Genomic DNA, 23,661 nt, shown 5'->3' with positions numbered 1-23,661 from the left:
CTTCTGCAGCGGCGCGTCCAACGGGGACCGAGGGTAGCCGTCGGTCTGCAGCCACGGCAGCGGTCCACGCATGCCCCATCAACACGCCGCTCCGCATCTCACCTAGGGAGAGGATGGTTCGCATGTCGTACCCGCCGCAGGTGTACACGGGAGACAACGGCGAGATCAACGCGAATTTCCGGCCGTCGGATACCTCACCGAATGTCGGAACGGCCGGCAAGGACGCCATTCACTACTTGGCGACCACGGTCATCACGCGGGGCGAGTTCGGGCTCTATCGATTCGAGATGAAGGCGAAGGCCGGCGGCCCCAAGACCCACTACCACAAGACCATCTCGGAGTCCTTCTACATCCTCGAGGGCACCGTTCGTCTTTTCAACGGCGATCAGTGGATCGATGCGCAGAAGGGCGATTTCCTGCATGTGCCGCAAGGCGGACTGCATGCCTTCCGTAACGACTCCGACGCTCCTGCCGAAATGCTGCTGCTCTTCACACCGGGTGCGCCGCGTGAAGAGTACTTCGAGCAGGTGTCACAGCTGGCCGATGCCACGGATGAGGAACGCGCCAGGTTCTTCGACGAGCACGACTCCTACTTCGTGGACTGACCGGCAGATTCCCCTCGCGAACCGCCGCCGGCGGTACGGCTCGTCTTTCCGCCCCTGCTCACCGGATCGACGGCGCGCGGTGCCCGTGGACGGCCCGGTCCTCAAGGCACGGCGAGGATGTCGGCGCGGCCAAGGGATACGGGCCGGTGACTCCGGTGGGTATCGCGACGAGCACGCCCGGCGACCCGCGTCTGCGATCAGGCGTTCAACGACGGCACGAATCAGACGGAGGGGTCGGTCCTGCTCGGGACCGGCGCTACCTTCCCACCCTGCATAGTGAGGATGACGGACCATGACGGTTCACGGTGATCTGCCCTACCCGCAACAAGGGCTCCTTGTCACGCACTTCCTGACCGTGCGCGACGTGGAGAGATCACGGCGCTTCTACGCCGACGTGTTCGGCGGCGAGGTCGTGATGGAGGAGAACCCGGCGATGGTGAAGGTGGCCAACACCTGGATCATCATGAATCCCGGGGGTGGCCCCACCTCGGACAAGCCCGGCGTCACCCTCGAGGTGCCCCAGAGCACCCAGCGGGTGTCGAGCTTTCTCAATGTCCGCGTCGCGGACATTGCCGCCTTCCACGCCAACGCGGTCGCCAAGGGTGCTCACTTCCTCACCGAGCCCCTCGACCGCGGTTCGGAACTGCGTTGCTACCTGCGCGATCCGGACGGCTACCTCATCGAGGTGGGTCAGTCCACCGGCCTGCTTCACGGTCTCCATGCTGATTGACCCACCAGTCCGCACCCCTTCCCGTGCCGACAAGGGGCCGACATAGATCAAGGCCCAGGTCTTCGGGTTCAACCCCGCCGATCTGGTGGGCGCGGACGGTTCGAACCGCCGACGTCCCCATTGCAAGGCAGGTATGGCTGGCAGCTGGCCTCGATTGCCGGGGCCGGCACGCCGGAGCTGATGACGCGGATGGGGCACAGCAGCTCGCGTGCCGCGCTGATCCATCAGCACAGCGACCGTGATCGGGCCATCGCTGATCGGCTCGGCGCCATGATCCGCGAGGGCGGGGGAGAGGCTCCCGCGTAGGAGATGTGGACTACGCGTGGACTCCAGTGGCAGGCGCGTGGCACGACCCCGAACACGACGAAGGGCCAGCCTGGGAGGAACCCCCCCTGAGCTGGCCCTTTTCTCTGTGCCCCCGGCAGGATTCGAACCTGCGACACCCGCTTTAGGAGTTCAGAACGACTTCACGCCGAGGTCCTGGGGAAGTGTGCAGGTGACGTCTGGCTGCCATGGGGGATAGGGCGTGAGTGGTCTGCGGCGGCTCGCCCGCCTGGTGGTCGTTGCGGCGCTCGGTGTCGTGCTCGCCGTTACCACAAGCCAGATCATCGCGGATAACGGGTTGAGCTGGGCTTGGCTGTATGTATCCCTCGCGGTGGCAGTACTGGCCGCGAGCTACTCCGAGGTCCTTGGTCAGTCGCCGTCATCCTCTCCGACCGAAGCGACAGCCCCAACCGCGCCGGTGGTGCCGATGTTGCGGCAACTGCCGGCTCCCCCGGCGTTGTTCACCGGCCGTACCCGGGAACTGGCCGCGCTGTCCACGGCGCTGGAGGGCCAAGGCGACCGGGGTGGCACGGTGGTGATCTCGGCGATCGGGGGCGCCGGCGGCATCGGCAAGACCTACCTTGCCCTGCAATGGGCCCACGACCACACCGAACGGTTTCCAGATGGGCAGTTGTATGTGAACCTCCGCGGCTTCGACCCGTCCGGGGAGCCAATGGCCCCATCGGTGGCCCTGCGGGGTTTCCTCGATGCGCTGGGGGTGGAGCCGGCGGCCGTCCCAGCGGATGTGGAGGCGCAGGTGGGTTTGTACCGCAGCCTGGTGGTAGGCAAGCGGATCTTGGTGGTGCTGGACAACGCCCGGGACACCGCGCAGGTGGTTCCGCTACTACCGGGCAGCCCGAGTTGTACGGTGGTGGTCACCAGCCGCCACCAACTCGGCGGCCTGGTCACCGCCCACGTGGCCAAGCCCTTGACCTTGGACGCCCTATCCGAGGCCGAGGCCCGCCAGTTGCTGGCCCGCCATCTTGGCGAAGACCGGCTGGACGCTGCACCACAGGCAGCCACCGCCATCCTGGAGCGCTGCGCCGGGCTGCCCCTGGCCTTGAGCATCGTCGCGGCACGCGCCGCCCTCCAACCGGACTTCCCCCTGGCTCACCTGGCCGAGGAGTTGGCCGAAGCCGGCACCCGCCTGGATGCGCTGGACGCCGGGGACTTGAACGCGGACCTGCGCGCAGTGTTCGCCTGCTCCTACCACGCTCTGGAACCCGCAGCGGCCCGGGCCTTTATCTTGCTGGGGCTGGCCCCGGGCCCGGACATCAGCCTGCGGGCGGCCGCCAGCCTGATCGGCCACACCGTCCCCCGTGCCCGGGTGCTGCTTCGCATCCTGGAGGCGGCCCACCTGATCCGCCAACACACCCCGGGCCGCTACCAACTCCATGACCTGGTCCGCCTGTACGCCGCCGAACGCGGCCACCATGATCTGGACCAGCCACCCTGCACGGCTGCGCTGCGGCGCCTGGCTGACTTCTACCTGCACGCCGCCCACCACGCCAGTCAGCTGCTCGATTCCCATTGGACGGTGGAGCTGGTGCTGGATCCGCCTGCCGCCGGATGCACCCCGCACCGGGTTGCGGATGCAACGGCGGCACGGGAGTGGTTCGTGGCCGAGGACGCCTGCCTGCGGGCCGCCCACCAGTTCACCCACGACCAGGGCTGGCACACCCACACCTGGCAACTGCCCGCGGTCCTGCTCAACTTCCGTTTCCTACAAGGCCACCGCCCCGAGGACCTGCGCATGTGGCGGGCCGCCCTGGTAGCCGCCGACCAACTGCGTGACCCGATCGCCCAACCCATGGCTCGCTATGGGTACGGGATAGCCTGCGCCCATGCGGATCAGTACGCCCAGGCTCAGGCGTACCTTAACCAGGCCCTGACCTTGTTCGGACACGCCGACCAGCTCTCCGGCCAGGCCGACACCCACTACATGCTCAGCTGGACCTGGGAACAGCAAGGCAACCCCCAGCAGGCACTGGCCCACGACGAGCGTGCCCTGCGCCTGCACCAGACCCTCGGAAACATCGCGAGGGAGGCTAGAAGCCTCAATGCAGTCGGGTGGGACCACGCTCTGCTGGGACAGTATGAGCAAGCCCGCAGCTTCTGTGAGCAGGCCCTGGCCCTGATCCGCACCGCAGGCGACCGCATCATTGAAGCCGCCAACTTGGACAGCCTCGGCTATATCGCCCACCACAGCGGCCAGCACCACCAAGCCCTGGACTACTACCAGCAGGCCCTCACCCTGTGCCGGGAGACCGGTGACACCTGGAGCAAAGCCGGTACTTTAGAGCACCTGGGGGAGACCTACCACGCTCTGGGCCGGCTCGCGGAAACCCGCCAAGCCTGGCAACAAGCCTTGGAGCTGTTCAGGATCCAACACCGCACCGCAGAGGCCGCACACGTCCAAGAACACCTCGACGCCTTGGAGCCCACCCACACCGATCCCCCGGGACGGTAAGCACGGGGTGACCCGCGGCGCAGCGTGAGGGTGAGGAGTCTTCAGTGGCTGAGTCATGACATGAACGATCTTGAAAACCGTTGTGGCGCGCCCCCCGACGGCGCGTCACGCCCACGTACGGGTTACTCCTCGTGACCTTCAAGCCCTCCAGGCAGATGAACGGGTGGACGCAGATTCCGATCACACGCCGAAACGACGAGATGAGGGCCGAGGGCCGATGACGGGTCGAGTGAGGACCAACCAGCGGACGAGGACTGCGCTGCGCTTGGTGGTGGGGGTGCTGGCCGCCGGGGCGGCCTGCTGGTTGCCGGCCGGGAACGCGTATGCCGACGAGACCAACACGGGCTCGCACAACGGGCCTCGTATCGGGCTGGTCAACGTGGGACAGGTGGACGATCCGATGGAGGATGTGCTGGAGCACTTCCTGCTCTTCGGTGACGGGTACCGCTGGGGCTGAGTGCGCAGGACGAATCCCGTAGGAAGGGCCGGGGCGTATCGCAGGGGGATGCGGTAGGGGATGCGGTAGGGGATGCCGTACGACCCCGGTCGGCCCTTCCCGTGGGATTCGTCCTCGCCCACAGGCATAGCGACGGCACCCCGCACACGTCACTACGGGCAGGAGCAGCGGGCACCGGGCCCGCCCGGGGGAAGAGCAGGTGGCGATGGATGCCGAAGCGCAGGACAGATTTCGGGAGTTCGTGGAGAACCGGTCGTCCGCGCTGCTGAAGACCGCCGTACTGCTGACCGGCGGCGACCGGCACGCCGCCGAGGACCTGCTGCAGAACGCGCTGATCAAGGCGGCCGACCGCTGGCATCGCATCGACGAGCCGGAGGCGTACGTGCGCCGGATCCTGTACCGGCAGCAGATCAGCCGCTGGCGCCTGAAGTGGCGACGGCGTGAGCTGAGCGTCGCCGAGCCCCCGGAGGGCGGCGCCGGCCCGGACGGCGTGGCCGCCGCCGAACTGCGGCTGCTGATGCGCGGCGCCCTCGCCCGGCTCACCGCGCGGCAGCGCACCGTACTCGTGCTGCGCTACTTCGAGGACCTGCCGGAGGCCGACGTGGCCCGGATCCTCGGCTGCTCCGTCGGCACCGTCCGCTCCACCACCCACCGCTCGCTCGCCCGGCTGCGCACCCTCGCGCCGGAGCTGACCGCTGCGGACCCGGCCGACGCCGGACCACCACCGTCCCGTGACTTCTCACCCGTGGAGGTGCGTCCGTGAACGTCGAGGAACTCGTGCGTGACTCCCTGCGGGACCTGGCCGCCGAAGCGCCGTCGGCGGGGCCCGGATTCGCCGACCGGGTACTGGCGGTGCGCCGGCGCCGCCGCACCCGCAGGATCGCCTCCGTCGCCGCGGCCACCGCGGCAGTCGTCGGTATCGCGGTGGCGGTGCCGCTGCTGGACCCCGGCAAGGAGGACGTGCGCCCCGCGAACGTCCTGGAGCGGGACGGCGTCCACGCCCACCCGGACCAGACGCCCCCGCGCGACCTGATCGGGGCCGGGGACGCGGTGCTGGCCGCGTACTACACGGCGCGGATCCACCCGCAGTCGCAGGAGCTTGCCGTCTCGGAGCGCACCTACTGCCTGCTCGACCCGAAGACCGGGACGTACGAGAAGGACACCCGGTGGTCCTTCGTCGCCGTCGCCCCCGGCCTGCGGACCGCCGCCGTGCTGGAGCGGAGCCTGCCCGCCGACCGGATCGGCCTGCTCGACCTCGCGACGGGGGAGGTCGAGCGGTGGATCCCGGTCGAGCGCGGGGTCGGCGCGCTCGCGTTCTCGTACGACGGGCGCCGGCTCGTCGCGACGACGTACGACGAACACCCCGATGTGCGCACCAGGCAGGAGGTGATCGACGCCGACGGCCAGGTGGAGGCGGTGTGGATGCCCACCCGGGGTGAGGCGAGCCGGTCCGGCTTCTACGACCTCGACGTGGCCTCCGGCCAGGGCTCCTGGAGCGCGGTCGCACCCGACCGCGACGGCAACCCCCGCCAGGACTTCTCCTACAGCCGAGCCGGTGACCGAGTGTACGAGCAGGTCATCGGCGGCAAGGACGGCATGCAGAAGTTCTACGACCGCGACGGCACCGGGGTCGCCGCGCCGGCGAACGAGAAGTACCTGCGCTCGGACGTCGGCGCGCGGCTGTCCCCGAGCGGCCGGCTCGCCGCCCTCGGCCTGACCAAGGAGGTCGACGGCTCCCCGGGCCGGTCCTACTCCTCGATCCGTGACCCCCTCACCGGCAAGGAGATCACCAAGGTCCGCGGCGCCCACCTGCTCGCCTGGGTCGACGACAAGCGGCTGATCGCCTGGGAGCGGGTGACCAGCCTCAAGGAGGAGTACCGGCCCCGGCTGGTGCTGGTCACGATCGGCAGCGACAAGGTCGTACCGCTGAGCGGAGTCCGCGAGGAGACCGTGACCATGGAACGGCAGGAGTGGGAGCCCGTCTTCGCGCGCCGGTGATCAGCCGGTCGTGAGCGACTCGTACGCCGCCAGCAGCCCGTCGACCGCCTCGCGGCCGGCGGGCCGCAGCGGTGCGCGGACCGGGCCCGCGGGCAGGCCGAGTGCGCCGAGGACGGCCTTGGCGGTGACCGCGCCGGGCAGGCCCGCCGACATCATCAACTCGATGAGGGGCGTGGCGCGCTGCTGAAGCCGGGCCGCGCCCGCCGTGTCGCCCGCGTCGAACGCGTCGAGCACGGAGCGGAGGTGACGGGGAATCACATTGGCGACCGTGCTGACGTACCCCGTCCCGCCCACCGCGTACAGCGCGAGGTTGTGCTCGTCGCAGCCCGCGTAGTACGCCAACTCCGTGCGGGCCAGCACCTTCTGGGCGGCGAGGAAGTCGTAGGAGCAGTCCTTCACGGCGACGATCCGGGGGTGCTCGGCGAGCCGGATCAGCGTCTGTGGCTCGATACGGGTGCCGGTGCGGCCCGGGATGTCGTACAGGGCGATCGGCAGCCCGGCCGCGTCCGCGATCTCGCGGAAGTGCGCCTCCACGGCGTCCTGCGGGGGCTTGCTGTAGTAGGGCGTGACCGCCAACAGGCCGTCGGCGCCCGCCTTTTCGGCCGCGAGGGCCAGTTCGACGGTGTGCCGGGTGTCGAAGGTGCCCACGCCCGCGACGATCGACGCCCGCTCGCCCACGGCCTCCCGGACGGCCCTGACCAGATCCGACTTCTCCGCATCCGTCGTGGTCGGTGACTCGCCCGTCGTGCCGGAGAGCACCAGACCGTCGCAGCCCTCGCTCACCAGCCGGTCGGCGAGACGCTGCGCGCCGTCGAGGTCGAGCGATCCCGCCTCGGTGAAGGGCGTGATCATGGCGCACAGGGCGCGGCCGAACGGCGGGGGGACGGCGGAAGAGCGGGCAGTCGTCATGGGAGTAGTCTCGGCAGGGCGATCGCGTAGCTCCACTTAATTCTTCTACGAGGTATTGGTAAGGATTGCTGCGACATGAGGGCTGTTGGGTGTGTTGAGCGCGTCGACCTCGGCGAAGTTCCCTACGAGGACGCCGTGAGGGACATGACCGACTGGGCCGAGCGGCGCCGCGCCGGGGAGATCCCGGACCGGCTCGCGCTCCTCACCCACCCGCCCGTCATCACGTACGGCTCCCGCACACCGCCCGCCGAACTCCCCGCGGAACTGACGGTCCCGCTAGTCCCCGTCGACCGCGGCGGCCAGGCCACCTACCACGGCCCCGGCCAGCTCATCGGCTACCTCGTGCTGAACCTGCGCGAGCGCGGGCCCGGCGACATCGTGCGCTGGGTGGAGAACGGACTGATCGCCGCCTGCGCCGGGCTCGGCTTCGAGACGGTACGCCGGGACACCCCACCCGGCGGCCAGTCGCTGGTCGGGGTGTGGACGCCGGACGGGCGCAAGCTGGTGTCGATCGGCATGCGGATCCGGGGCGGGGTCACCAGTCACGGCTTCGCGCTCAACATCACCTCCGACCTGGTCGAGTTCACGAGGTTCGTTGCCTGCGGGCTGCCCGGCGTCGCGATGACCTCGCTCGCCGAGCTCGCCGCTGAACAGGGGCGGCCGGCGCCCTCGGAGACCGAGGTCAGGGACGCGGTGGCGGGAGCGCTGGGTGCGGGTTAGGCGGTCGTAGGCCCTATGTCCAAATCCGGGCGGCATGGGTCACCATGGCCAGGACGGTCAACGACCCCTGGTCATGGGAGGCGTCATGAAGCTCGGCAAGGCACTCGCCACCGGCGTCGCGCAGGAGCGGCCGCAGACCCACGACGAAGAATCCGAACTCGCCGGGGAACTCCAGGACATCGAGGCGTCCGCGTCCGAAGAGGCCCCGGCCGCCCGATGAGGCTGCGGCTTCCCGAGGAACGCCCGACGGAGCCGCCGACCGGATACAAGATCGCCCACCTGATGCTGTCCCAGGACGGCACCCGGGCCGGGTTCACCGGTGTGTCGCTGGGCGGCGCGCTGCCGTACGGGGTCCTGGCCGACGCGTCCTGCGTCTACGGCCTGCGGCACCGGGCACCGAGCCGCCGCTGCGACTGCGGCTTCCACTGCGTGCACGAGCGCACGGCGGCCGAGGCGCTGCTGTGCACGGCCGAGCACCGGACGGCCGTACTGCTCGAAGTGACCGTGCTCGGCCGCTACATCCGCTTCGAGCGCGGCTTTCGCTACGCCCGTCAGCGGGTGCGCACCGCCACGGTCGGCCCCTGTGCGTGCGGCACGGTGGCCGCCGCCCTCGCCGACGCCGGCTGGGGCCGCCCCGGCCGGCGGGCGCTCGCCCCGTCCTGCGCGGGCTGCCTGCGCGGCCGTACGTCCGTCTCGCTCGCGGGGTTCGCCCGGCTGGCGGGGGAGGGGCTGCGGGTCGTGGCCGGGAAGGCGTTGTCCGTGGCGCCGGGCGACCTCGGGGCCGCCGGGGAACTCGGGGTGCCCGAACTCACCGCCGAGGCGGCGCTGTTGCAGGCCCGCCTCGACTGGTTCCAGGCCCAGCTGGCCCGGCTGGGCGAACGCGGACCGGGTGGCGGACGGGAGGGATAGCGGGGGAAGGACCGGGTACCCGGGGGCTGCGAACCGAGAGGAGGCGGAACACCGTGACCCGGACCACGGCCCCCGAGCCGTTGCGCGACGAACAGCACGGCGTGGGCGAACTCGTCGCCCAGGCAGGCGAACAGCTCTCCCGACTCGTACGACAGGAAGTCGCGCTCGCCAAGCAGGAGCCGGCCGAGAAGGGCCGGCGAGCCGGTCGCGGTGGCGGCCTGCTGGGTGCGGCGGGCGCTGTCGCGTACGCCGGACTGCTCTTCCTGGCCGCGGCCGCCACCGCCGCCCTCTCCCTGACGCTGTCCTTGTGGGCCGCCGCGCTCGTCGTGGCCGGGGTGCTGTTCGCCCTCGCGGCCGTGCCGGCGGCGACCGGCCGCGCTCAGCTGCGCCGGGCAGCGCCGCCCACGCCCGAGGAGGCTCTCGGCAGCGTCAGGACGGACGTCGAGCAGATCAAGGGAAGGGCCCATCGATGACGGACAGGACTGCGAGGGACACAGGAGGCTCGGCCGCGAAGGCCGCCGGTGGAGCCGACGGCTCCGAGGTGCTGCGCGACCAGATCGAGCGGACGCGCGGCGAACTCGGCGACACCGTGGCCGAGTTGCTTCAGAAGGCGGACGTCAAGGGCCGGGCCATGGCCCGCGCCGCCGACCTCCGGGACAAGGCGGGTGCGATGACCGTGCACCTGCGCGACAGCGCCGCCCAGGCGGGCCACGCGATGCAGGACCGCGCGACACGGACGGGCCACACCGTCCAGGACCGGGCGACCCAGGCCGGTCACACCGTCCACGACAAGGCGACCGAAGCGGGCCACACGGTGGAACGCGGCGTACCGCGCCCCGTCCGCAGGGTCGTCCAGGCCGGCCTACGGCATCCCCGACGGGTGCTGGTGGCCGGGGCGGCGGTGGGTGCGCTGGTCGCGGCAGGGACGCTGCGCCGGCGGCACAGCGGCCGCCACTGAGACGGCGGCCCCGCCGGGCGTCGGTCGGGACGCCGACCCGGGCGGGGCCGCAGACCAGGTGTGGGACCGGTGGCACGCGGCAGTTCACCGGTCCCACACCGCTGTGGGCCATGGCTGTCAGCCGACGCCCCAACCCACCACCTCCACGGCCCACTTGACCTCAAGTCCGCTTGAGGTCGAAAGGTGATCGGTGCACGTACCGATCACCGAGCCTGGAGGCCGCCATGACCCGTCGCACCGACGCCCACCCCGACCTCGCCCGCCCCGAGATCGACGCTCCCTTCTTCAGCACCTGGCGCGTGGGCACCCCGCTCCGGCAGCGGCAGGCCGTCGAGGCGATCGGCGTCACCTGGGAGCGCCGCCCCTGGCCCGCCGACGGGCTGCTCGGCTACCACGTCTACACCGGGCACGACGCCGGCACCCTCCTGCACTACTCGCAGTGGCGGAGCGAAGCGGCCTACGAGGCGTTCGTCAAGACCCACCGGCAAGAGCGCGTCGACGAGATCGACACCGCCGTGCCGGGCATCGAACGCGTCCGGCTCGGCCGGTACCGGCACCACCGCAGCCTCAGCCGGCCGGACGACACGCGCGTGCCCGGCTGCATCGTGATCGTCGACATCGAGTTCGAGGGCCCCGACCCCGACCGTCAGCGGGCCTGGGTCGACGCCGTCGTCGAGGCGCTGGAGGCGGAACCGAACCCCCATCCCGGCGGCATCTCCGCCCACTTCCACCTCAGCACCGACGGCACCCGCGTCCTCAACTACGCCGAGTGGGAGAGCGCTCAGGCCCACCTCGACGCCCTGGCCGCCCCGGGGGACGGAATCGGCTCGGCGACGCGGCTGTGGGAGCGGGTGCAGACCTGGCCGGGGCTGAAGGGCAGCACGGTGAGCCGGTACGAGCATGCCCTCGGGCTGATTCCCGGCTGAGCCCACCCACCGACAACTTCAGCCTCCTGGACAAAAAAAGTTTTCGGTGAGACGGTGGACGCATGCTGGACGTCACCGTGATCGAGGACCCCGAGGCCGCAGCCGTCTCCCTGGACCCCATAAGGGCCCGGCTGCTCGCCGAGCTGGCGGCGGGCCCCGCGTCGGCCGCCATGCTGGCCGGCAAGGTCGGGCTGCCCAGACAGAAGGTGAACTACCACCTCAAGGCCCTGGAGCGGCACGGCCTGGTCGAGCTGGCCGGCGAGCGCCGCAAGGGCAACGTCACCGAGCGGCTGATGCGGGCGACCGCCGCGTCGTACGTCATCTCGCCGCTCGCGCTCGCCGCGGTGCAGCCGGACCCTGACCGCTTCCGCGACCAGCTCTCGGCGCGCTGGCTGCTCGCGCTCGGCGCCCGCCTCGTGCGGGACGTCGGTTCGCTGATCACCGGCGCGGCGAAAGCCCGCAAGCGGCTGGCGACGTATGCGCTGGACGGCGAGGTCCGCTTCGCCTCGGCCGCCGAACGGGCGGCGTTCATCGAGGAGTTGACGGCCGGAGTCAGCGCGCTGATCCGCAAGTACGACGCACCCGGCGCCGAGGGCGGCCGGGATCACCGGATCGTGGTCGCCGTACATCCCACGGTCAAGGACCAGCAGCCCACCCCGGAAGAAGTAGAGAAGTAGGACTCAGGAGCCCACCATGTCCAAGGAATTCGAGATCGCCCGAGAGTTCGAGGTCGACGCCACGCCTCAGGAGGTGTGGGAAGCGATCACCACCGGGACCGGTGGCTATCTGTGGCCGATGGAGCCTCCGGAGCCCCGGGTCGGCGGCAGCGGCCCCTTCGGGTCCAAGGTCACCGCCTGGGACCCGCCGCACCGCTACTCCAACCGCGTCGAGGACGTCGAGGGCATCTCCGAGCAGAGCGCCAACCAGCTCGACTACACCATCGAGCCGCGTGACGACGGCAAGCGGGCCTGGGTGCGGTACGTGCACAGCGGGATCTTCGTCGACGACTGGGACAACCAGTACGACGGAGCCGCCAAGCACACCGACTTCTATCTGCACACCCTGCGCGAGTACCTCACGCACTTCGCGCCCCGGCCCGCCGCCTTCGCCACCTTCGACGGGCCCGACGCGTCGAAGACCGCGGACGCCCTGGAGGTCGTCGGGCGGGCGCTCGGCGTCGGGGCGGACGTGGCCGCCGGTACGACGGTGACGGTGCACGGGCCCGACGAGTTCGACGCCGTGGTCGACTTCCGCAACCCGTACTTCATCGGCTTGCGCACGGACCGGGGCCTCACCCGCGTCTTCGGGCGCAACCACTGGGGCTACCCGGTCGGCATCTCCCTGCACGACTTCACGCCGGGCGCCGACATCAAGGAGTGCGAGACCGAGTGGCAGGGCTGGCTGAACGGCGTGTTCAGCCAGCCCTGAGACCGTGCGAAGGCTACGGGCGGAAGCGCAGCACCTGCGGGTCGTGGTCGCTGATCTGGTCGTTGAACTCCGAGTTGATGTGCACGCTGTCGTACTCGAGGTCGCAGGAGCGCCGGATCGACGGGCTCACCAGGATCTGGTCCAGCGTCTGGGCGTTGCCCTGGTAGACGTAGGAGTAACGCTCGCTCTTCGGCAGCGACTTGATCGCCGACCACAGCTCGCCGTCGCCCTCGAGGATCCCCACGGTGTCGGAGAACTCGAAGTCGTTGATGTCGCCGAGGGCGATGACGTCCGCGCTCTTCTGCGTGTCGAGGATGTCCTTGACGAACGAGTGGATCGCGGTGGCCTGCGCGTGGCGCTGGACCTCCGAGCTGCGGGTCGGCGGCTGGTACTGCGCGGTCAGACCCTGGTCGCCACCCTTGGAGTTGAGGTGGTTGGCGATCACGAAGACGGTCTTGCCGCGGAAGACGAACTCGCCGACCAGCGGCTTGCGGCTGTTGGTGAAGGCCGCGTTCGCCGGGTCGATCCGGCCGGGCGAGACCGTCAGGGCGGCCTTGCCGCGCACGCTCGTCACACCGGCGGCGGTGGTGGCGTCGCCGCCCGCGCGGTCGGTGAAGGAGACCCGCTCCGGGTTGAACAGGAACACCTGGCGGATGTTGCCGCCCGGCTCGCCGCCGTCGGCGTTGTTCACCGGGTCGATCGAGCGCCAGTCGTACTTGGGGCCGCCCGCCGCGACGATCGCGTCGATCAGCTTGGTCATCGTCACGTCGGCGGCGACCGTGTCGTCCTTCGTCGCGCCGTTGTTGTCCTGGATCTCCTCCAGGGACACGACGTCGGGCGACTTGAGGTTGTTCACGATCGCGGAGGCGTGCTCCTCGAACGTGGCGTCGGACGGGTCGAGGTTCTCCACGTTGTACGTGGCGACCGCCAGCTCGCCACGCGACTGCTTCTGCGTGGTCTCGCGCTCCAGACCGGCACTGTCCAGGGTGCCGATCTGGCCGGCGACCAGGGTGTAGCCGCCGAACTGGTTGTAGTCGAGCGGGCCGGCCGTGGCGCCCTTGAGGACGTCACCGACGTTCGCGACGGGGAAGTCGGCGGGCTTGCCCAGGGACTGGATCTGGAGCCGGCCGGTGTTCTGCGAGTCGTAGGTGCCGTAGACCGTGCCGCCGCGGCGGTTGCGGTGCTCCCACGGCTTCACCGTGACCCACAGCTCGGTGTACGGGTCGGTGGCGCCGACCACGCGGGTGTCGGCGACCTGGACGTTCTCGCCCTCCAGGGACTCGTAGTAGTCCAGGGCGTACTTGGCGGGCTGCAGCGTCAGGCCGTTGATCGAGCCGGCCGCGGCCGTGTCGCCCTGCGGGCTGTAGGCGGCCGGCACCGACTTCGCGTCGATCACCTTGGCGGCCGGGACGGCGTTGCCGCTGGAGACGACGGTGACCGTCGGCTTGGTGATCTCCGTCAGCGACTGGTTGCCGGAGGAGGCGCCGCCCGGGACGTACTCGGAGACGGTGCCCGAGACCAGGACCGAGTCGCCGACGGCGACCTTCGGGGCGGAGCTGGTGAAGACGAAGACGCCCTCGCTGGTGGCCGGGTTGTCGTCCGGGGTGGCGTCCTGGATCCAGAAGCCTCTGGAGGACCCGTAGGTGCGTACGCCGGTGACGATTCCGGCCACGTCCGTGACCTGCTTGCCGGCGTACGGGGATATTCGGGTACTGCCCTGGACGTCATGGATGCGCACGGAGTCGGCGTGCGCGGGCGCCGTGATGGCGACAGTGGACGCCGCGGAACAGACGGCGGCGACGGTGAGCGCGGCGAGACGCGCGGACTTCTTGCTCGGCAACGGGATCCCTCCGGGGACATGCGTGGGTGCCGGGACGAGGAATGGAACGCGGGATGGAGCGTGGAACCGGTCGGTCGCGGCCGGTGGCTGCAACGCGCGTAGAAAATACAGTGAACAGATGTCCGCCAGATTTCTACGCGCGTAATCTCCTGCCTGGTCACGCCACTTGTCAAGGTTTCGGCCATGTACACCACCTGGCAGGGACATGAACCGGGCGGCATGGGTGGAAATCCGTCTAGGCTGAGCGACTGAGCCGCGATGCGTACGGCCATGCAAGCGCCTAGGAGATCCATCCGATGTCAGACAGCTCCCCCTTGCCACCGGTACGGCTGCACCCCGAAGCGGAGCTGGCGCGGGACGCGCTGTCCACGCCGTTGCTCTCCCGTGCCGCTCGGCTGGCCCGCTGGGCCGGGCCGGACACCCGGGTCGACGCCGGGGGCGAGCTCGTCGACGAGCAGTTGCCGGCCGCCGCCGAGGAGCTCGGGCTGAGCGGGGACGACGCCGCCGCGTACGCCGGTGAGGCCTGGCGGGTGGCCGTCGACACTGGCCTGGTCGAGGTCGCCGACGAGGAGGCCGGCACCGTCGCGCCCGGCGCGGATCTGGCGCTGCTGACCGGCGGTTCGCCGCACGACGTGCTCGCGGTGTGGCTCGGTGCGCTGGAGACGGTGCTCGCGGACGCGAGCGTGCCCGACCTGGAGGACCTGGTCGACGCCATGGACGAGGGCGGCGAGGTCGACTTCTCCCAGCTCGACTGGGACCCGGAGGCCGAGGCGGAGTTCCTCGACGGAGTGCTCGGCAACCTGTACCTGCTGACGACCAGCGAGGACGGACCGGGCGACGGGCCCGTACCGCTGCCGGCCCTCGCCGCGTCGATGATCGTGCCCAGCGACATGGGCGAGCCCACCAACGACGTACTGGAGCAGGTGTCCGACGCGATGATGCGCCTGGACGACCAGTTCCGGCTGCTGGACCCGGTCGGACTGGTGGAGTACCAGCCGGTGGACGAGGCGCTGATGGCGGACGCCGAGGGCGCCGCCGAGGAACTGCCCGCCGGCGTCGACGACACCGACGTGTCGCGCTACGGCATGGTGCGGCTGACCCCGCTCGGGCTGTACGGGATGCGGGCGCGGCTGCTGGAGGCCGGGTTCGAGGCACCCGCCGTCGGAGACCTCGCGGACAAGGGCGCCGACGCGCTGCTCGACGGGACGGCCACCTTCCCGCAGACCGCCGCGCGGACCGAGACCGAGCTGTGGCTCGCCCGGCGCGAACCCCTCCCCGCGGCACGGGAGTTGCTGGCGGCGGCGCGGGGCTCGGACGCCGGAGGGCCGCTGCGGCGGCTGCGGTGCCAGCAGGCGCTGTCGCTCGTGGGCGCGGAGGCCGAGCCGGCGCTGCGGGAGGTCCTCGACGATCCGGAGCTCGGCGGTCTGGCACGGGTGTGGCTGACCGAGGCGGGGTTCGGGGATGTGCCCGCGCCGTCCCAGGACCTGGTGTTCTGGCTGACCGTCGACACGGTGGCCGCGCAGCTGGCGGCCGAGGGGAACTCCGACGAGCTGAGGGCGCTCGTGGAGGGGCTGGCCGCCCAGCACAGCGGGTTCTTCGCGGCGGCCTGGCGGGTCGATCATCCGGCCGCGGCGGATGTGCTGGAGGCGATGGGGCGACTGCATCCGGACAAGAAGGTCGCCAAGGAGGCGCGGAAGGCCGCCTTTAAGGCGCGGTCGCAGCAAGGGGGGTGACGGGTCGGAGGGAGGCTTCGCGTCGTATGTGGTTGCTCGCGCAGTTCCCCGCGCCCCTTTGGGTGTTGTTCAACCGGTGTTAAGAACTGAGCGAGAGCGTGGCGCCGATCGAAGTCCGCCACCCTCCACGGCAACCCACCGTCACAGGAGACACCATGTCGCTCACCCGCAGGGACTTCGCCAGAACATCCGCGGTCACCGGTGTCGCGCTGGCAGGCAGCGCCGGCGTCCTCGCCACCGCACCGAACGCGCTCGCCTCCACCGAGTCCGAGATCGCGAGCGAGGAGTCCGCGGACGCCCACGGTGGCGGTGTCGGGTACGGACCGCTCGTCCCGGACCCCAAGGGCCTCCTCGCACTGCCCGCCGGATTCAAGTACCGCGTCATCACCTACAGCGGCAGGACCAAGCTGGAGTCGGGCGAGTTCACCCCCTCCAACCACGACGGCACGGCCGCGTTCGACGGCCCCCGCGGCACCACCCTCCTGGTCAACAACCACGAGCTCGGCGGCCCCCGCGCCCAGTGGCCCCACCCGGTGCCGCTGACCGAGGGCCTCGTCTACGACCCGGCCGCCTCCGGCGGCTGCACCGTCGTCGAGGTGCGCCCCGACGGGCACGTCGCCGAATGGGTCGGCATCGCCGGCACCGCCACCAACTGCGCCGGCGGCAGCACCCCTTGGGACACCTGGCTCACCTGCGAGGAGACCGAGGACAAGGCCGGCGCCAACGGCATGACCAAGGACCACGGCTACGTCTTCGAGGTCGACCCCGCCGACCACCGGGCCAACAAGAACCCAAAGCCCATCAAGGCGTTCGGCCGCTACGCCCACGAGGCTGTCGTCATCGACCCCAAGCGCGGCCACGCCTACCTCACCGAGGACGCCTCGGGCCCCAACGGCCTGCTGTACCGCTGGACCCCGCCCGAGCACTTCCGCCTCGGCCGCGGCAAGCTGCGCACTCTCGCCGACGACGCCGGCAAGCTCCAGGCGTTCAAGTGCTTCGACTCCGGCGGCAAGTTCGTCGACGACCTCTCCCGCGCCACGAAGATCGGCACGGTGTTCGGCGTCGACTGGATCGACGTGCCCGACCGCGACGCGAAGACCACGTCCGTGCGCAAGCAGTTCACCACCGGCCAGATCACCCGCTGCCGCAAGCTGGAGGGCATGTGGTGGGGTGACGGCGGCACGTACATCGTCTCCTCCTTCGCCCGCACGGAGAGCCCCGGCCAGCCGCACGACGGCCAGGTCTGGTTCTACGACCCCAAGCGCCGCACCCTGACCCTGAAGGTCCTCATCGGCGTCAACGCCGACCCGTCCAAGGACGGCGCCTTCGACGGCCCCGACAACATCACCGTCTCCCCGTACGGCGGCCTCGTCATCGCCGAGGACGGCGAGGGCATCCAGCACCTGTTCGGTGCCACCGACAGCGGCCGCACCTATCCGATCGCCCGCAACGAACTGAACAGCGGCACCGAAGAGGAGCCGGAGTACAGCGAGTTCACCGGCGTCACCTTCTCGTGCGACGGCCGGACCCTCTACGCCAACATCCAGACGCCCGGCATCATGCTCGCCATCACCGGGCCCTGGAAGCGCCAGCGGCGGTAGAACACAGGTTCACTCGTACGGGTGGGGCCGTCCGATTCGACGGACGGCCCTTGGTGCCGGACATACGGTTCATACATGTCCAAGTTGTGTGAGCAGTGCGACATGCCGGTGAAGAGGCCAGGCAGGCGCTTCTGCAGCAACCGGTGCAGCCTCGCGGGGACCGCTGCGCAGCGGGCCGGGTCCCGGCGCAGGCCGAAGCCGGTGTGCCCTCAGTGCGGAGAGCCGGTCCTGACTAGGGGCGCGGTCCATTGCAGTCGGACCTGCGCCAACGTGACCCGTCGGCAGGAGGCGGCGGCACGTCGCCGGGAACCCGCGCCTTGCCGCCGGTGCGGCTCGACGGAGCGTCGCCTCCGCTGCGGCGGGCCGTACTGCTCATGGGCGTGCTTCAACGAGGACCGCTACGAACGGACTGGCACCTTTGCACGATGGCTTTCCGCGTGGCAGGTGGGCGATGTAAGTGGGACCAGGGAGGACGGCAGCCCGGACTGGCGGGTGCGCCAAGCCTTGGTTCTGCTCAGGGGACAGCGCTGCGAGAAGTGCGGCTGGGCCGAGGTCAACCCCGTGTCGGGCCGCGTGCCCCTGCACGTCGACCACGTCGACGGAGACCGCACGAAGAACCGTCCGCAGGACGTCCGTCTGCTGTGCCCGAACTGTCACGCGCTGACGCCCAACTACCAGCACCTGAACAACCCGAGGGTGCACCCCGTGCGTCAGAAGCAGAGCCGCCGGTACCAGGAGGTCTGGCTCGGCGAACGTACGGCATAGCAGTCGGTCGCCCAAGCCCGTCAAGCGGGGTGTCGCCGACGCCGTACAGCGTCTGTACAGCGGCAAGTCGCTGCTCAAGTACGACACCGCGTCCAAGGGCTACCGCTTCGGCGACATCCTGAACCTGGTGCACGCGGCCCCCGACCCGGACAAGCCGTGGCAGGGCGAGCTGTTCCGGTACGCCCTCGACCGCCGGCACAACCCGGACACCGCGATGCCGCCCGCGTCGAGCACCGTCCTCACCGCACACCGCGAGCTGATGGCGCTGCCGGTCGAGGAGCGGCGGGCGGTCGTCACGTCGGCGGACGGCGCCGAGCGGCTCGCGGCGGCCGGGATGACGTGGGAGGCGCTGGCGGGCTGGCTGCAGGGGCCGATGGACAAGGAGGCCTGGGAGGCCGTGATCCCGTCGATGGGCGCCATGGCGCTCGTACGGAACCTGCGGAACTTCGACGCGGCCGGTGTGTCCGACGAGGTGGCGGCCCAGGTCGCCGCGCGGATCAGCGACCCGGCACAGGTCGCGCGCTCGCGGCAGTTCCCCTTCCGGTACCTCGCCGCGTACCAGCACGCGCCCTCGCTGCGCTGGGCGTACCCGCTGGAGCAGGCACTCGGCCACTCGCTGGCCAACGTGCCGAGGCTGCCCGGCCGCACGCTGGTGCTCGTCGACCGCTCGGGCTCGATGTTCTGGTCGCGGCTGTCCGACCGCTCGGAGCTCAACCGGGCCGACGCGGCGGCGATCTTCGGCACGGCAATCGCGCTGCGGGCGGCGGACGCGGATCTCGTGCAGTTCGGCTCGGACAGCGGCGCGATCGCCTTCCGCAAGGGCGAGTCGGTGCTGAGGATCCTGGAGCGGTTCGGGGACCTCGGCGGCACCAACACCACCGAGGCCGTGCGCCGGCACTACCGGCGGCATGACCGGGTGCTGATCGTCACCGACGAGCAGTACGCGCCCAGCCACCACGGCGACCCGACCGAGCAGGTCCCGGCCGACGTGCCGGTCTACACCTGGAACCTCGCCGGGTACCGGGCGGGCCACGGCCCGTCGGGGACGGGTCATCGGCACACCTTCGGCGGCCTGTCGGACGCGGCCTTCCGGATGGTGCCGCTGCTTGAGGCCGCCCGGGACGCGGACTGGCCCTGGGCTGCCTGAGCGCCGAAGCGTGGCCCGCACTTCTACGGGGGGTGCGGGCCACACCCTTGTCCAGTGGGGGATTGACATCTAACATTTCAGTTATGGAAGCGATGCGACCCGTCCAGCGCACCCTCCTCAGGGACCGCGCCTACGAAGCGATCCGGGACGCCATCGTGACGGGGGAGCTGGAGCCCGGTGCGGTGGTGCGGGACGCCGAGCTCGGCGAGCGGCTGGGGCTGTCCCGGGCGCCGGTGCGGGACGCCTTCGCGCGGCTGGTGGACGAGGGGCTGCTGGAGAGCAAGCCGCAGAGCTACACGCGGGTCACCCCGGTGGACGCCGCCGCCGTACGGGACGCCGCCGCCGTGGTCGGCGCCATGCACGAGCTGGCCACGCGGGTCGCCGTGCCCCGGATGTTCGCCGCGGACGTCCAGGCGATGCGGGCGGCCAACGAGCGGTTCGCCGCCGCTGTCGGCGCAGGTGACGTGGATGGTGCGCTGCGCGCCGACGACGCCCTGCACGACGTCCTCGTCCGGGTCGCCGGCAACCACGCGGCCGCCGCCACCATCGCCCGCTACACCCCCCTCATCCGCCGTCTGGAGCGGCGCCGCTTCGGAGAGAGCACCTGCCGTTCGGCCGGGCTGCACGAGCAACTGATCGACGCCTGCGCGGCGGGCCGGCTGGATGAGGCGGTCCGCGTCACCGCGGAGATCTGGCGCACCCTCACCGACCTCGCAGACGGCGACTGATCCCGACCCCGGGAGGACCCATGTCCCTTTCCTCGTACGACCGTTACCCCCTCCTCTTCGGCCCCTCTCCCGTCCACCCCCTGGAGCGCCTCACCGCCCACCTCGGTGGCGCCTCGCTCTGGGCCAAGCGCGAGGACTGCAACTCCGGTGTCGCGTACGGCGGCAACAAGACCCGCAAACTGGAGTACCTCGTCGCCGACGCGCTCGCGAAGGGCTGCGACACGCTCGTCTCGATCGGCGGCGTGCAGTCCAACCACACCCGCCAGGTCGCGGCCGTCGCCGCCCGCGCCGGTCTCAAGTGCGTGCTGATCCAGGAGAGTTGGGTGGACTGGCCCGACTCCGTCTACGACAAGGTCGGCAACATCCTCCTCAGCCGCCTCGCCGGAGCCGACGTACGGCTCGTACGCGCCGGGTTCGGGATCGGCTTCAAGGAGAGCTGGGAGCAGGCGCTGCGGGAGGTGGAGGAGTCGGGCGGCAAGCCGTACGCCATCCCGGCCGGCGCCTCCGACCATCCGCTCGGCGGGCTCGGTTTCGCGGGCTGGGCGTACGAAGTGGCCGAGCAGGAACGGGAGTCGGGCGTCTTCTTCGACACGGTGATCGTCTGCTCGGTGACCGGCTCCACCCAGGCGGGCATGGTCGCCGGCTTCGCCGCGCTTCAGGAGGCGGGCGGCCGGCCGCGCCGCGTGCTCGGCATCGACGCCTCGGCCAAGCCCGTCACCACCCGCGAGCAGATCGCCCGGATCGCCGACAACACGGGCCGACTCATCGGCGTCAAGCGGGAGTTGACCGAGGCCGACGTCGAGCTCGACGAGCGGTACCACGCGGGCACGTACGGCATCCCGGACGGGACGACCCTGGAGGCGATGCGGCTGGCGGCACGGACGGAGGGGATGGTCACGGACCCGGTGTACGAGGGCAAGTCGATGGCCGGGATGATCGACCTGGTCGGGCGGGGGGAGATCGACCGGGACTCCACGGTGCTCTATGCCCACCTGGGCGGGCAGCCGGCGCTGAACGCGTACAGCGCGCTGGTCTAGGCGGACAGCGAATCACAAGTCACGGCACTCTCGTCGTCGCACACTTCGGCTCCCCCCGGCAGGGATAAGGTGCTCACCGTGTTGGCGGACGATCAGCAGCGGGAGCCGCGTGTCGACCGGGCCGGCGATCCCCGTCGCCGGGCCACGATCCACGACGTGGCCAAACTGGCCGGAGTGTCGCGTCAGACGGTCTCCCGTGCGGTGAACGACAAGGGTGAGATCGACCCGGGAACGAAGGAACGCGTCCTGGAGGCGGCGCGGCTGCTGGACTACCGGCCCAGCCGGTTCGCGCGCGGACTGGTGCGCAAGGGGACAGTGACGGCCGGGCTGGTGATCCCGGATCTGATGAACCCCTTCTTCCCGGAGGTGGCCGCCGGAGTGCTGGAGGCCGCCGAGCGGCGCGGCTGGCAGGTGGTCGTGTGGGACTCGCGCACCGACGAGGCCAGGGAGCGGGAGGCACTCGACGTCCTCTCCCATCAGGCGGACGCGGTCATGGGCTACTTCAGGAACCCGGACGACGTACTGGCCCGGCACCTCGGTGGCGTGCCGCTGGTGCTGCTGGAACGCGGCCCGCAGCAGACCCGGTTTGCGGCCGTGGGCATCGACGCCGCCGCCGGTCTGGAGCAGGCCCTGGCCCATCTGGTCGCCGCGGGGCACCGCCGTATCGGCATGCTGGACGGAGTGCACGGTCCGGGCGCGAGGCGGCATGCCTTCCTCGCGCAGGCCCAGCGGCACGGACTGCCCGTCGACGAGGGCTGGATCGCCCTGTGCACGGAGCACAGTGTGGCGGGCGGCGAGGAGGGCATGGAGCGACTGCTGGACGCACGGCCCGAGATCACCGCGGTGTTCGGCTTCAACGACCTGATCGCGGTCGGCGCGATGCGCGTGGCCCGGCGCCGGGGCCGGCGGGTGCCGGACGACCTGGCCGTGCTGGGCTTCGACGGGCTGTCGCTGGGCGAGTTGGTGGACCCCGGTCTCACCACCTTGCACATCGACAAACGCCGGCTGGGCCGGCTGGCCGTGGAGCAGGTGGCGCGGCTGCGGGCGGGGGAGGAGCCGATGAGCGGCGCCGACGCATGGGTCGTCCCCGAGCTGGTGGTGCGCGGGTCCGCCTGACGCACCGAGGCCGTGGGCGCCCCTGCGAGCGGGGCGCCCCGGACGTCGTAGCGCCGGCTACAGCGCCTGTGCGGCCGGCTTCACCATGTTCCGCACCGTGCGGGCCTTCACGAAGTCGCCCATGGCCGTCATCTCCCACTCACCGGTGAACTGGCGGATGAGCTTGGCCATCAGCACGCCCGTCTGCGGCTCGGCGCTGGTGAGGTCGAAGCGGACGAGCTCCTCGCCGGACTGGGCGTCGATCAGCCGGCAGTAGGCCTTGGCGACCTCCGTGAACTTCTGGCCGGAGAACGAGTTGACCGTGAAGACCAGGCCGGTGACGTCCTGGGGCAGGCGCCCGAGGTCGACGGTGATGACCTCGTCGTCCCCGCCGCCCTCACCGGTGAGGTTGTCGCCGGAGTGGCGGATGGCGCCGTTCACGATCTGGAGCTTGCCGAAATAGCAGCTGTCGATGTGGTTGCGCTGCGGGCCGTAGGCGATCACCGAGGCGTCCAGGTCGATGTCCTTGCCGCGGTACGCCGGCTCCCAGCCGAGGCCCATCTTGACCTGGGAGAGCAGCGGGCGGCCGCCCTTCATCAGGGAGACGGTCTGGTTCTTCTGGAGGCTGACGCGGCCCTTGTCGAGGTTGATCTTCCCGGCGCCGGGCGCGGGCGGGGCGGGGGGTGCCGCGGGGGCCGGGGGAGCGGCCGGAGTGGACAGGGGCGGGGCCGGCGGGGCGGCCGGGGGCTGCATGGTGGGCTGCGGCGGGGCGGCGGGGGCCGGTTCCTCGACGGTGACGCCGAAGTCGGTGGCGATGCCGGCCAGGCCGTTGGCGTAGCCCTGGCCGACCGCGCGGGCCTTCCAGGCGCCGTTGCGCAGATACACCTCGACGATCACCAGGGCCGTCTCGGTGCCGAGCTGCGGGGGTGTGAAGGTGGCCAGGACACTGTTGTCGTCGGCATTGCGGATGGTGGCCGTCGGTTCGATGCCCTGGAAGGTCTGGCCTGCGGCGTCCGGGCTGGCGGTGACGACGATCTTCTCGATACCGGGGGGTACGGCCGTCGTGTCGACGGTGATCGCGTCCGGCGAGGTGCCGCCTCCCGAGCGGTAGGCCACGCCCGGCCCGCTGGGCTGGTTGTAGAAGATGAAGTCGTCGTCGGAGCGCACTTTGCCGTCGGCGGTGAGCAGCAGGCCCGATACGTCGAGCCGCACCGGGGCGGCGACGTCCACCGTCACGCGCGCGGTGGAGAGAGGGATGTTCGAGCCGGGGGTCATAGCTGT

General features: G+C 70.9%; 23 protein-coding genes and 1 pseudogene. 21 read left to right on the top strand and 3 right to left on the bottom strand.

The window, feature by feature from the left end; all coding sequences use genetic code 11:
• Positions 1 to 122: 122 nt before the first annotated feature.
• The 6 genes from OG254_RS12090 to OG254_RS12065 all read left to right on the top strand — a co-directional run bounded on the left by OG254_RS12090 (position 123) and on the right by OG254_RS12065 (position 6,584).
• Positions 123 to 605, top strand: coding sequence for a cupin domain-containing protein (locus tag OG254_RS12090; RefSeq protein ID WP_405580491.1), 483 nt, complete (start codon positions 123 to 125; stop codon positions 603 to 605).
• Positions 606 to 897: 292 nt separating this feature from the next.
• Complete coding sequence (locus OG254_RS12085) at positions 898 to 1,335, top strand: VOC family protein (RefSeq protein WP_405580489.1); 438 nt, start codon at positions 898 to 900, stop codon at positions 1,333 to 1,335.
• A 526-nt stretch (positions 1,336 to 1,861) separates the two neighbouring features.
• The gene (locus OG254_RS12080) at positions 1,862 to 4,129 is read left to right on the top strand and encodes an ATP-binding protein (RefSeq protein WP_405580486.1); all 2,268 of its coding nucleotides are present in this window, start codon (positions 1,862 to 1,864) and stop codon (positions 4,127 to 4,129) included.
• Positions 4,130 to 4,358: 229 nt separating this feature from the next.
• Entirely contained in the window at positions 4,359 to 4,586 is a 228-nt protein-coding gene (locus tag OG254_RS12075) for a hypothetical protein (protein ID WP_261989373.1), read from the top strand.
• 205 nt (positions 4,587 to 4,791) lie between these two features.
• Positions 4,792 to 5,349: a SigE family RNA polymerase sigma factor gene (locus OG254_RS12070; protein WP_405580483.1), complete on the top strand. Its 558-nt coding sequence runs from the start codon at positions 4,792 to 4,794 to the stop codon at positions 5,347 to 5,349.
• Positions 5,346 to 6,584: a WD40 repeat domain-containing protein gene (locus tag OG254_RS12065; RefSeq protein ID WP_405580481.1), complete on the top strand. Its 1,239-nt coding sequence runs from the start codon at positions 5,346 to 5,348 to the stop codon at positions 6,582 to 6,584. The genes OG254_RS12070 and OG254_RS12065 overlap by 4 nt, the downstream gene beginning before the upstream one ends.
• Here OG254_RS12065 and dapA read toward each other — a convergent pair whose 3' ends face one another.
• Positions 6,585 to 7,493, bottom strand: coding sequence for a 4-hydroxy-tetrahydrodipicolinate synthase (gene dapA, locus OG254_RS12060; protein ID WP_405580478.1), 909 nt, complete (start codon positions 7,491 to 7,493; stop codon positions 6,585 to 6,587). It lies immediately after the preceding gene.
• Between the two features lie 75 nt (positions 7,494 to 7,568).
• Between dapA and lipB the strand changes: the two genes are divergently transcribed.
• The 8 genes from lipB (at position 7,569) to OG254_RS12020 (ending at position 12,434) form a co-directional block, all read left to right on the top strand.
• Positions 7,569 to 8,213: a lipoyl(octanoyl) transferase LipB gene (gene lipB, locus OG254_RS12055; RefSeq protein ID WP_405580475.1), complete on the top strand. Its 645-nt coding sequence runs from the start codon at positions 7,569 to 7,571 to the stop codon at positions 8,211 to 8,213.
• 85 nt (positions 8,214 to 8,298) lie between these two features.
• Complete coding sequence (locus tag OG254_RS12050) at positions 8,299 to 8,433, top strand: hypothetical protein (RefSeq protein ID WP_261989374.1); 135 nt, start codon at positions 8,299 to 8,301, stop codon at positions 8,431 to 8,433.
• Entirely contained in the window at positions 8,430 to 9,122 is a 693-nt protein-coding gene (locus OG254_RS12045; RefSeq protein ID WP_405580473.1) for a hypothetical protein, read from the top strand. The genes OG254_RS12050 and OG254_RS12045 overlap by 4 nt, the downstream gene beginning before the upstream one ends.
• Positions 9,123 to 9,175: 53 nt before the next feature.
• Positions 9,176 to 9,595 carry a phage holin family protein gene (locus tag OG254_RS12040; protein ID WP_405580470.1) on the top strand — a complete coding sequence of 140 codons (420 nt, stop codon included), beginning with the start codon at positions 9,176 to 9,178 and terminating at the stop codon, positions 9,593 to 9,595.
• Positions 9,592 to 10,080 carry a DUF3618 domain-containing protein gene (locus OG254_RS12035; RefSeq protein WP_405580468.1) on the top strand — a complete coding sequence of 163 codons (489 nt, stop codon included), beginning with the start codon at positions 9,592 to 9,594 and terminating at the stop codon, positions 10,078 to 10,080. Before OG254_RS12040 ends, OG254_RS12035 begins: the two co-directional genes overlap by 4 nt.
• A gap of 224 nt (positions 10,081 to 10,304) precedes the next feature.
• Positions 10,305 to 11,006 carry an antibiotic biosynthesis monooxygenase family protein gene (locus tag OG254_RS12030; RefSeq protein ID WP_405580466.1) on the top strand — a complete coding sequence of 234 codons (702 nt, stop codon included), beginning with the start codon at positions 10,305 to 10,307 and terminating at the stop codon, positions 11,004 to 11,006.
• Between the two features lie 62 nt (positions 11,007 to 11,068).
• A complete protein-coding gene (locus OG254_RS12025; protein WP_405580463.1) occupies positions 11,069 to 11,683 on the top strand; it encodes an ArsR/SmtB family transcription factor in 615 nt (204 codons plus the stop codon).
• Positions 11,684 to 11,699: 16 nt separating this feature from the next.
• The gene (locus tag OG254_RS12020) at positions 11,700 to 12,434 is read left to right on the top strand and encodes an SRPBCC domain-containing protein (protein ID WP_351195147.1); all 735 of its coding nucleotides are present in this window, start codon (positions 11,700 to 11,702) and stop codon (positions 12,432 to 12,434) included.
• A gap of 13 nt (positions 12,435 to 12,447) precedes the next feature.
• On the opposite strand, the gene OG254_RS12015 is transcribed toward OG254_RS12020, so the two are convergent.
• On the bottom strand, positions 12,448 to 14,274 hold the full coding sequence (locus tag OG254_RS12015; protein WP_405580460.1) for an endonuclease/exonuclease/phosphatase family protein: 1,827 nt from the start codon (positions 14,272 to 14,274) through the stop codon (positions 12,448 to 12,450).
• Positions 14,275 to 14,570: 296 nt separating this feature from the next.
• On the opposite strand from OG254_RS12015, the gene OG254_RS12010 reads away from it, so the two are divergent.
• The 7 genes and pseudogenes from OG254_RS12010 (at position 14,571) to OG254_RS11980 (ending at position 22,401) form a co-directional block, all read left to right on the top strand.
• A complete protein-coding gene (locus tag OG254_RS12010; RefSeq protein WP_405580458.1) occupies positions 14,571 to 16,007 on the top strand; it encodes a hypothetical protein in 1,437 nt (478 codons plus the stop codon).
• Positions 16,008 to 16,162: 155 nt separating this feature from the next.
• Positions 16,163 to 17,608 carry an alkaline phosphatase PhoX gene (locus tag OG254_RS12005; RefSeq protein WP_405580456.1) on the top strand — a complete coding sequence of 482 codons (1,446 nt, stop codon included), beginning with the start codon at positions 16,163 to 16,165 and terminating at the stop codon, positions 17,606 to 17,608.
• Positions 17,609 to 18,112: 504 nt separating this feature from the next.
• Positions 18,113 to 18,373, top strand: a complete 261-nt coding sequence (locus tag OG254_RS12000) for an HNH endonuclease (RefSeq protein WP_405580453.1) — start codon at positions 18,113 to 18,115, stop codon at positions 18,371 to 18,373.
• A 10-nt stretch (positions 18,374 to 18,383) separates the two neighbouring features.
• Positions 18,384 to 19,520, top strand: a pseudogene (locus OG254_RS11995) (TROVE domain-containing protein); the annotation flags it as partial.
• Positions 19,521 to 19,603: 83 nt separating this feature from the next.
• The gene (locus tag OG254_RS11990) at positions 19,604 to 20,248 is read left to right on the top strand and encodes a GntR family transcriptional regulator (protein WP_405580451.1); all 645 of its coding nucleotides are present in this window, start codon (positions 19,604 to 19,606) and stop codon (positions 20,246 to 20,248) included.
• Positions 20,249 to 20,268: 20 nt separating this feature from the next.
• Positions 20,269 to 21,285: a 1-aminocyclopropane-1-carboxylate deaminase gene (locus OG254_RS11985; protein WP_405580449.1), complete on the top strand. Its 1,017-nt coding sequence runs from the start codon at positions 20,269 to 20,271 to the stop codon at positions 21,283 to 21,285.
• Positions 21,286 to 21,363: 78 nt separating this feature from the next.
• On the top strand, positions 21,364 to 22,401 hold the full coding sequence (locus tag OG254_RS11980) for a LacI family DNA-binding transcriptional regulator (RefSeq protein WP_405580446.1): 1,038 nt from the start codon (positions 21,364 to 21,366) through the stop codon (positions 22,399 to 22,401).
• A gap of 57 nt (positions 22,402 to 22,458) precedes the next feature.
• Here the strand turns inward: OG254_RS11980 and OG254_RS11975 are convergent, their stop codons facing one another.
• Positions 22,459 to 23,655, bottom strand: coding sequence for a TerD family protein (locus OG254_RS11975; protein WP_405594952.1), 1,197 nt, complete (start codon positions 23,653 to 23,655; stop codon positions 22,459 to 22,461).
• Positions 23,656 to 23,661 lie beyond the last annotated feature (6 nt).

Origin of the sequence: Streptomyces sp. NBC_01092, from assembly GCF_045039535.1 — a bacterium.
GTDB lineage: Bacteria > Actinomycetota > Actinomycetes > Streptomycetales > Streptomycetaceae > Streptomyces.
The sequence above is the reverse complement of the archived record's forward strand: the minus strand, read 5'-3'. Positions and strand labels throughout refer to the sequence as shown.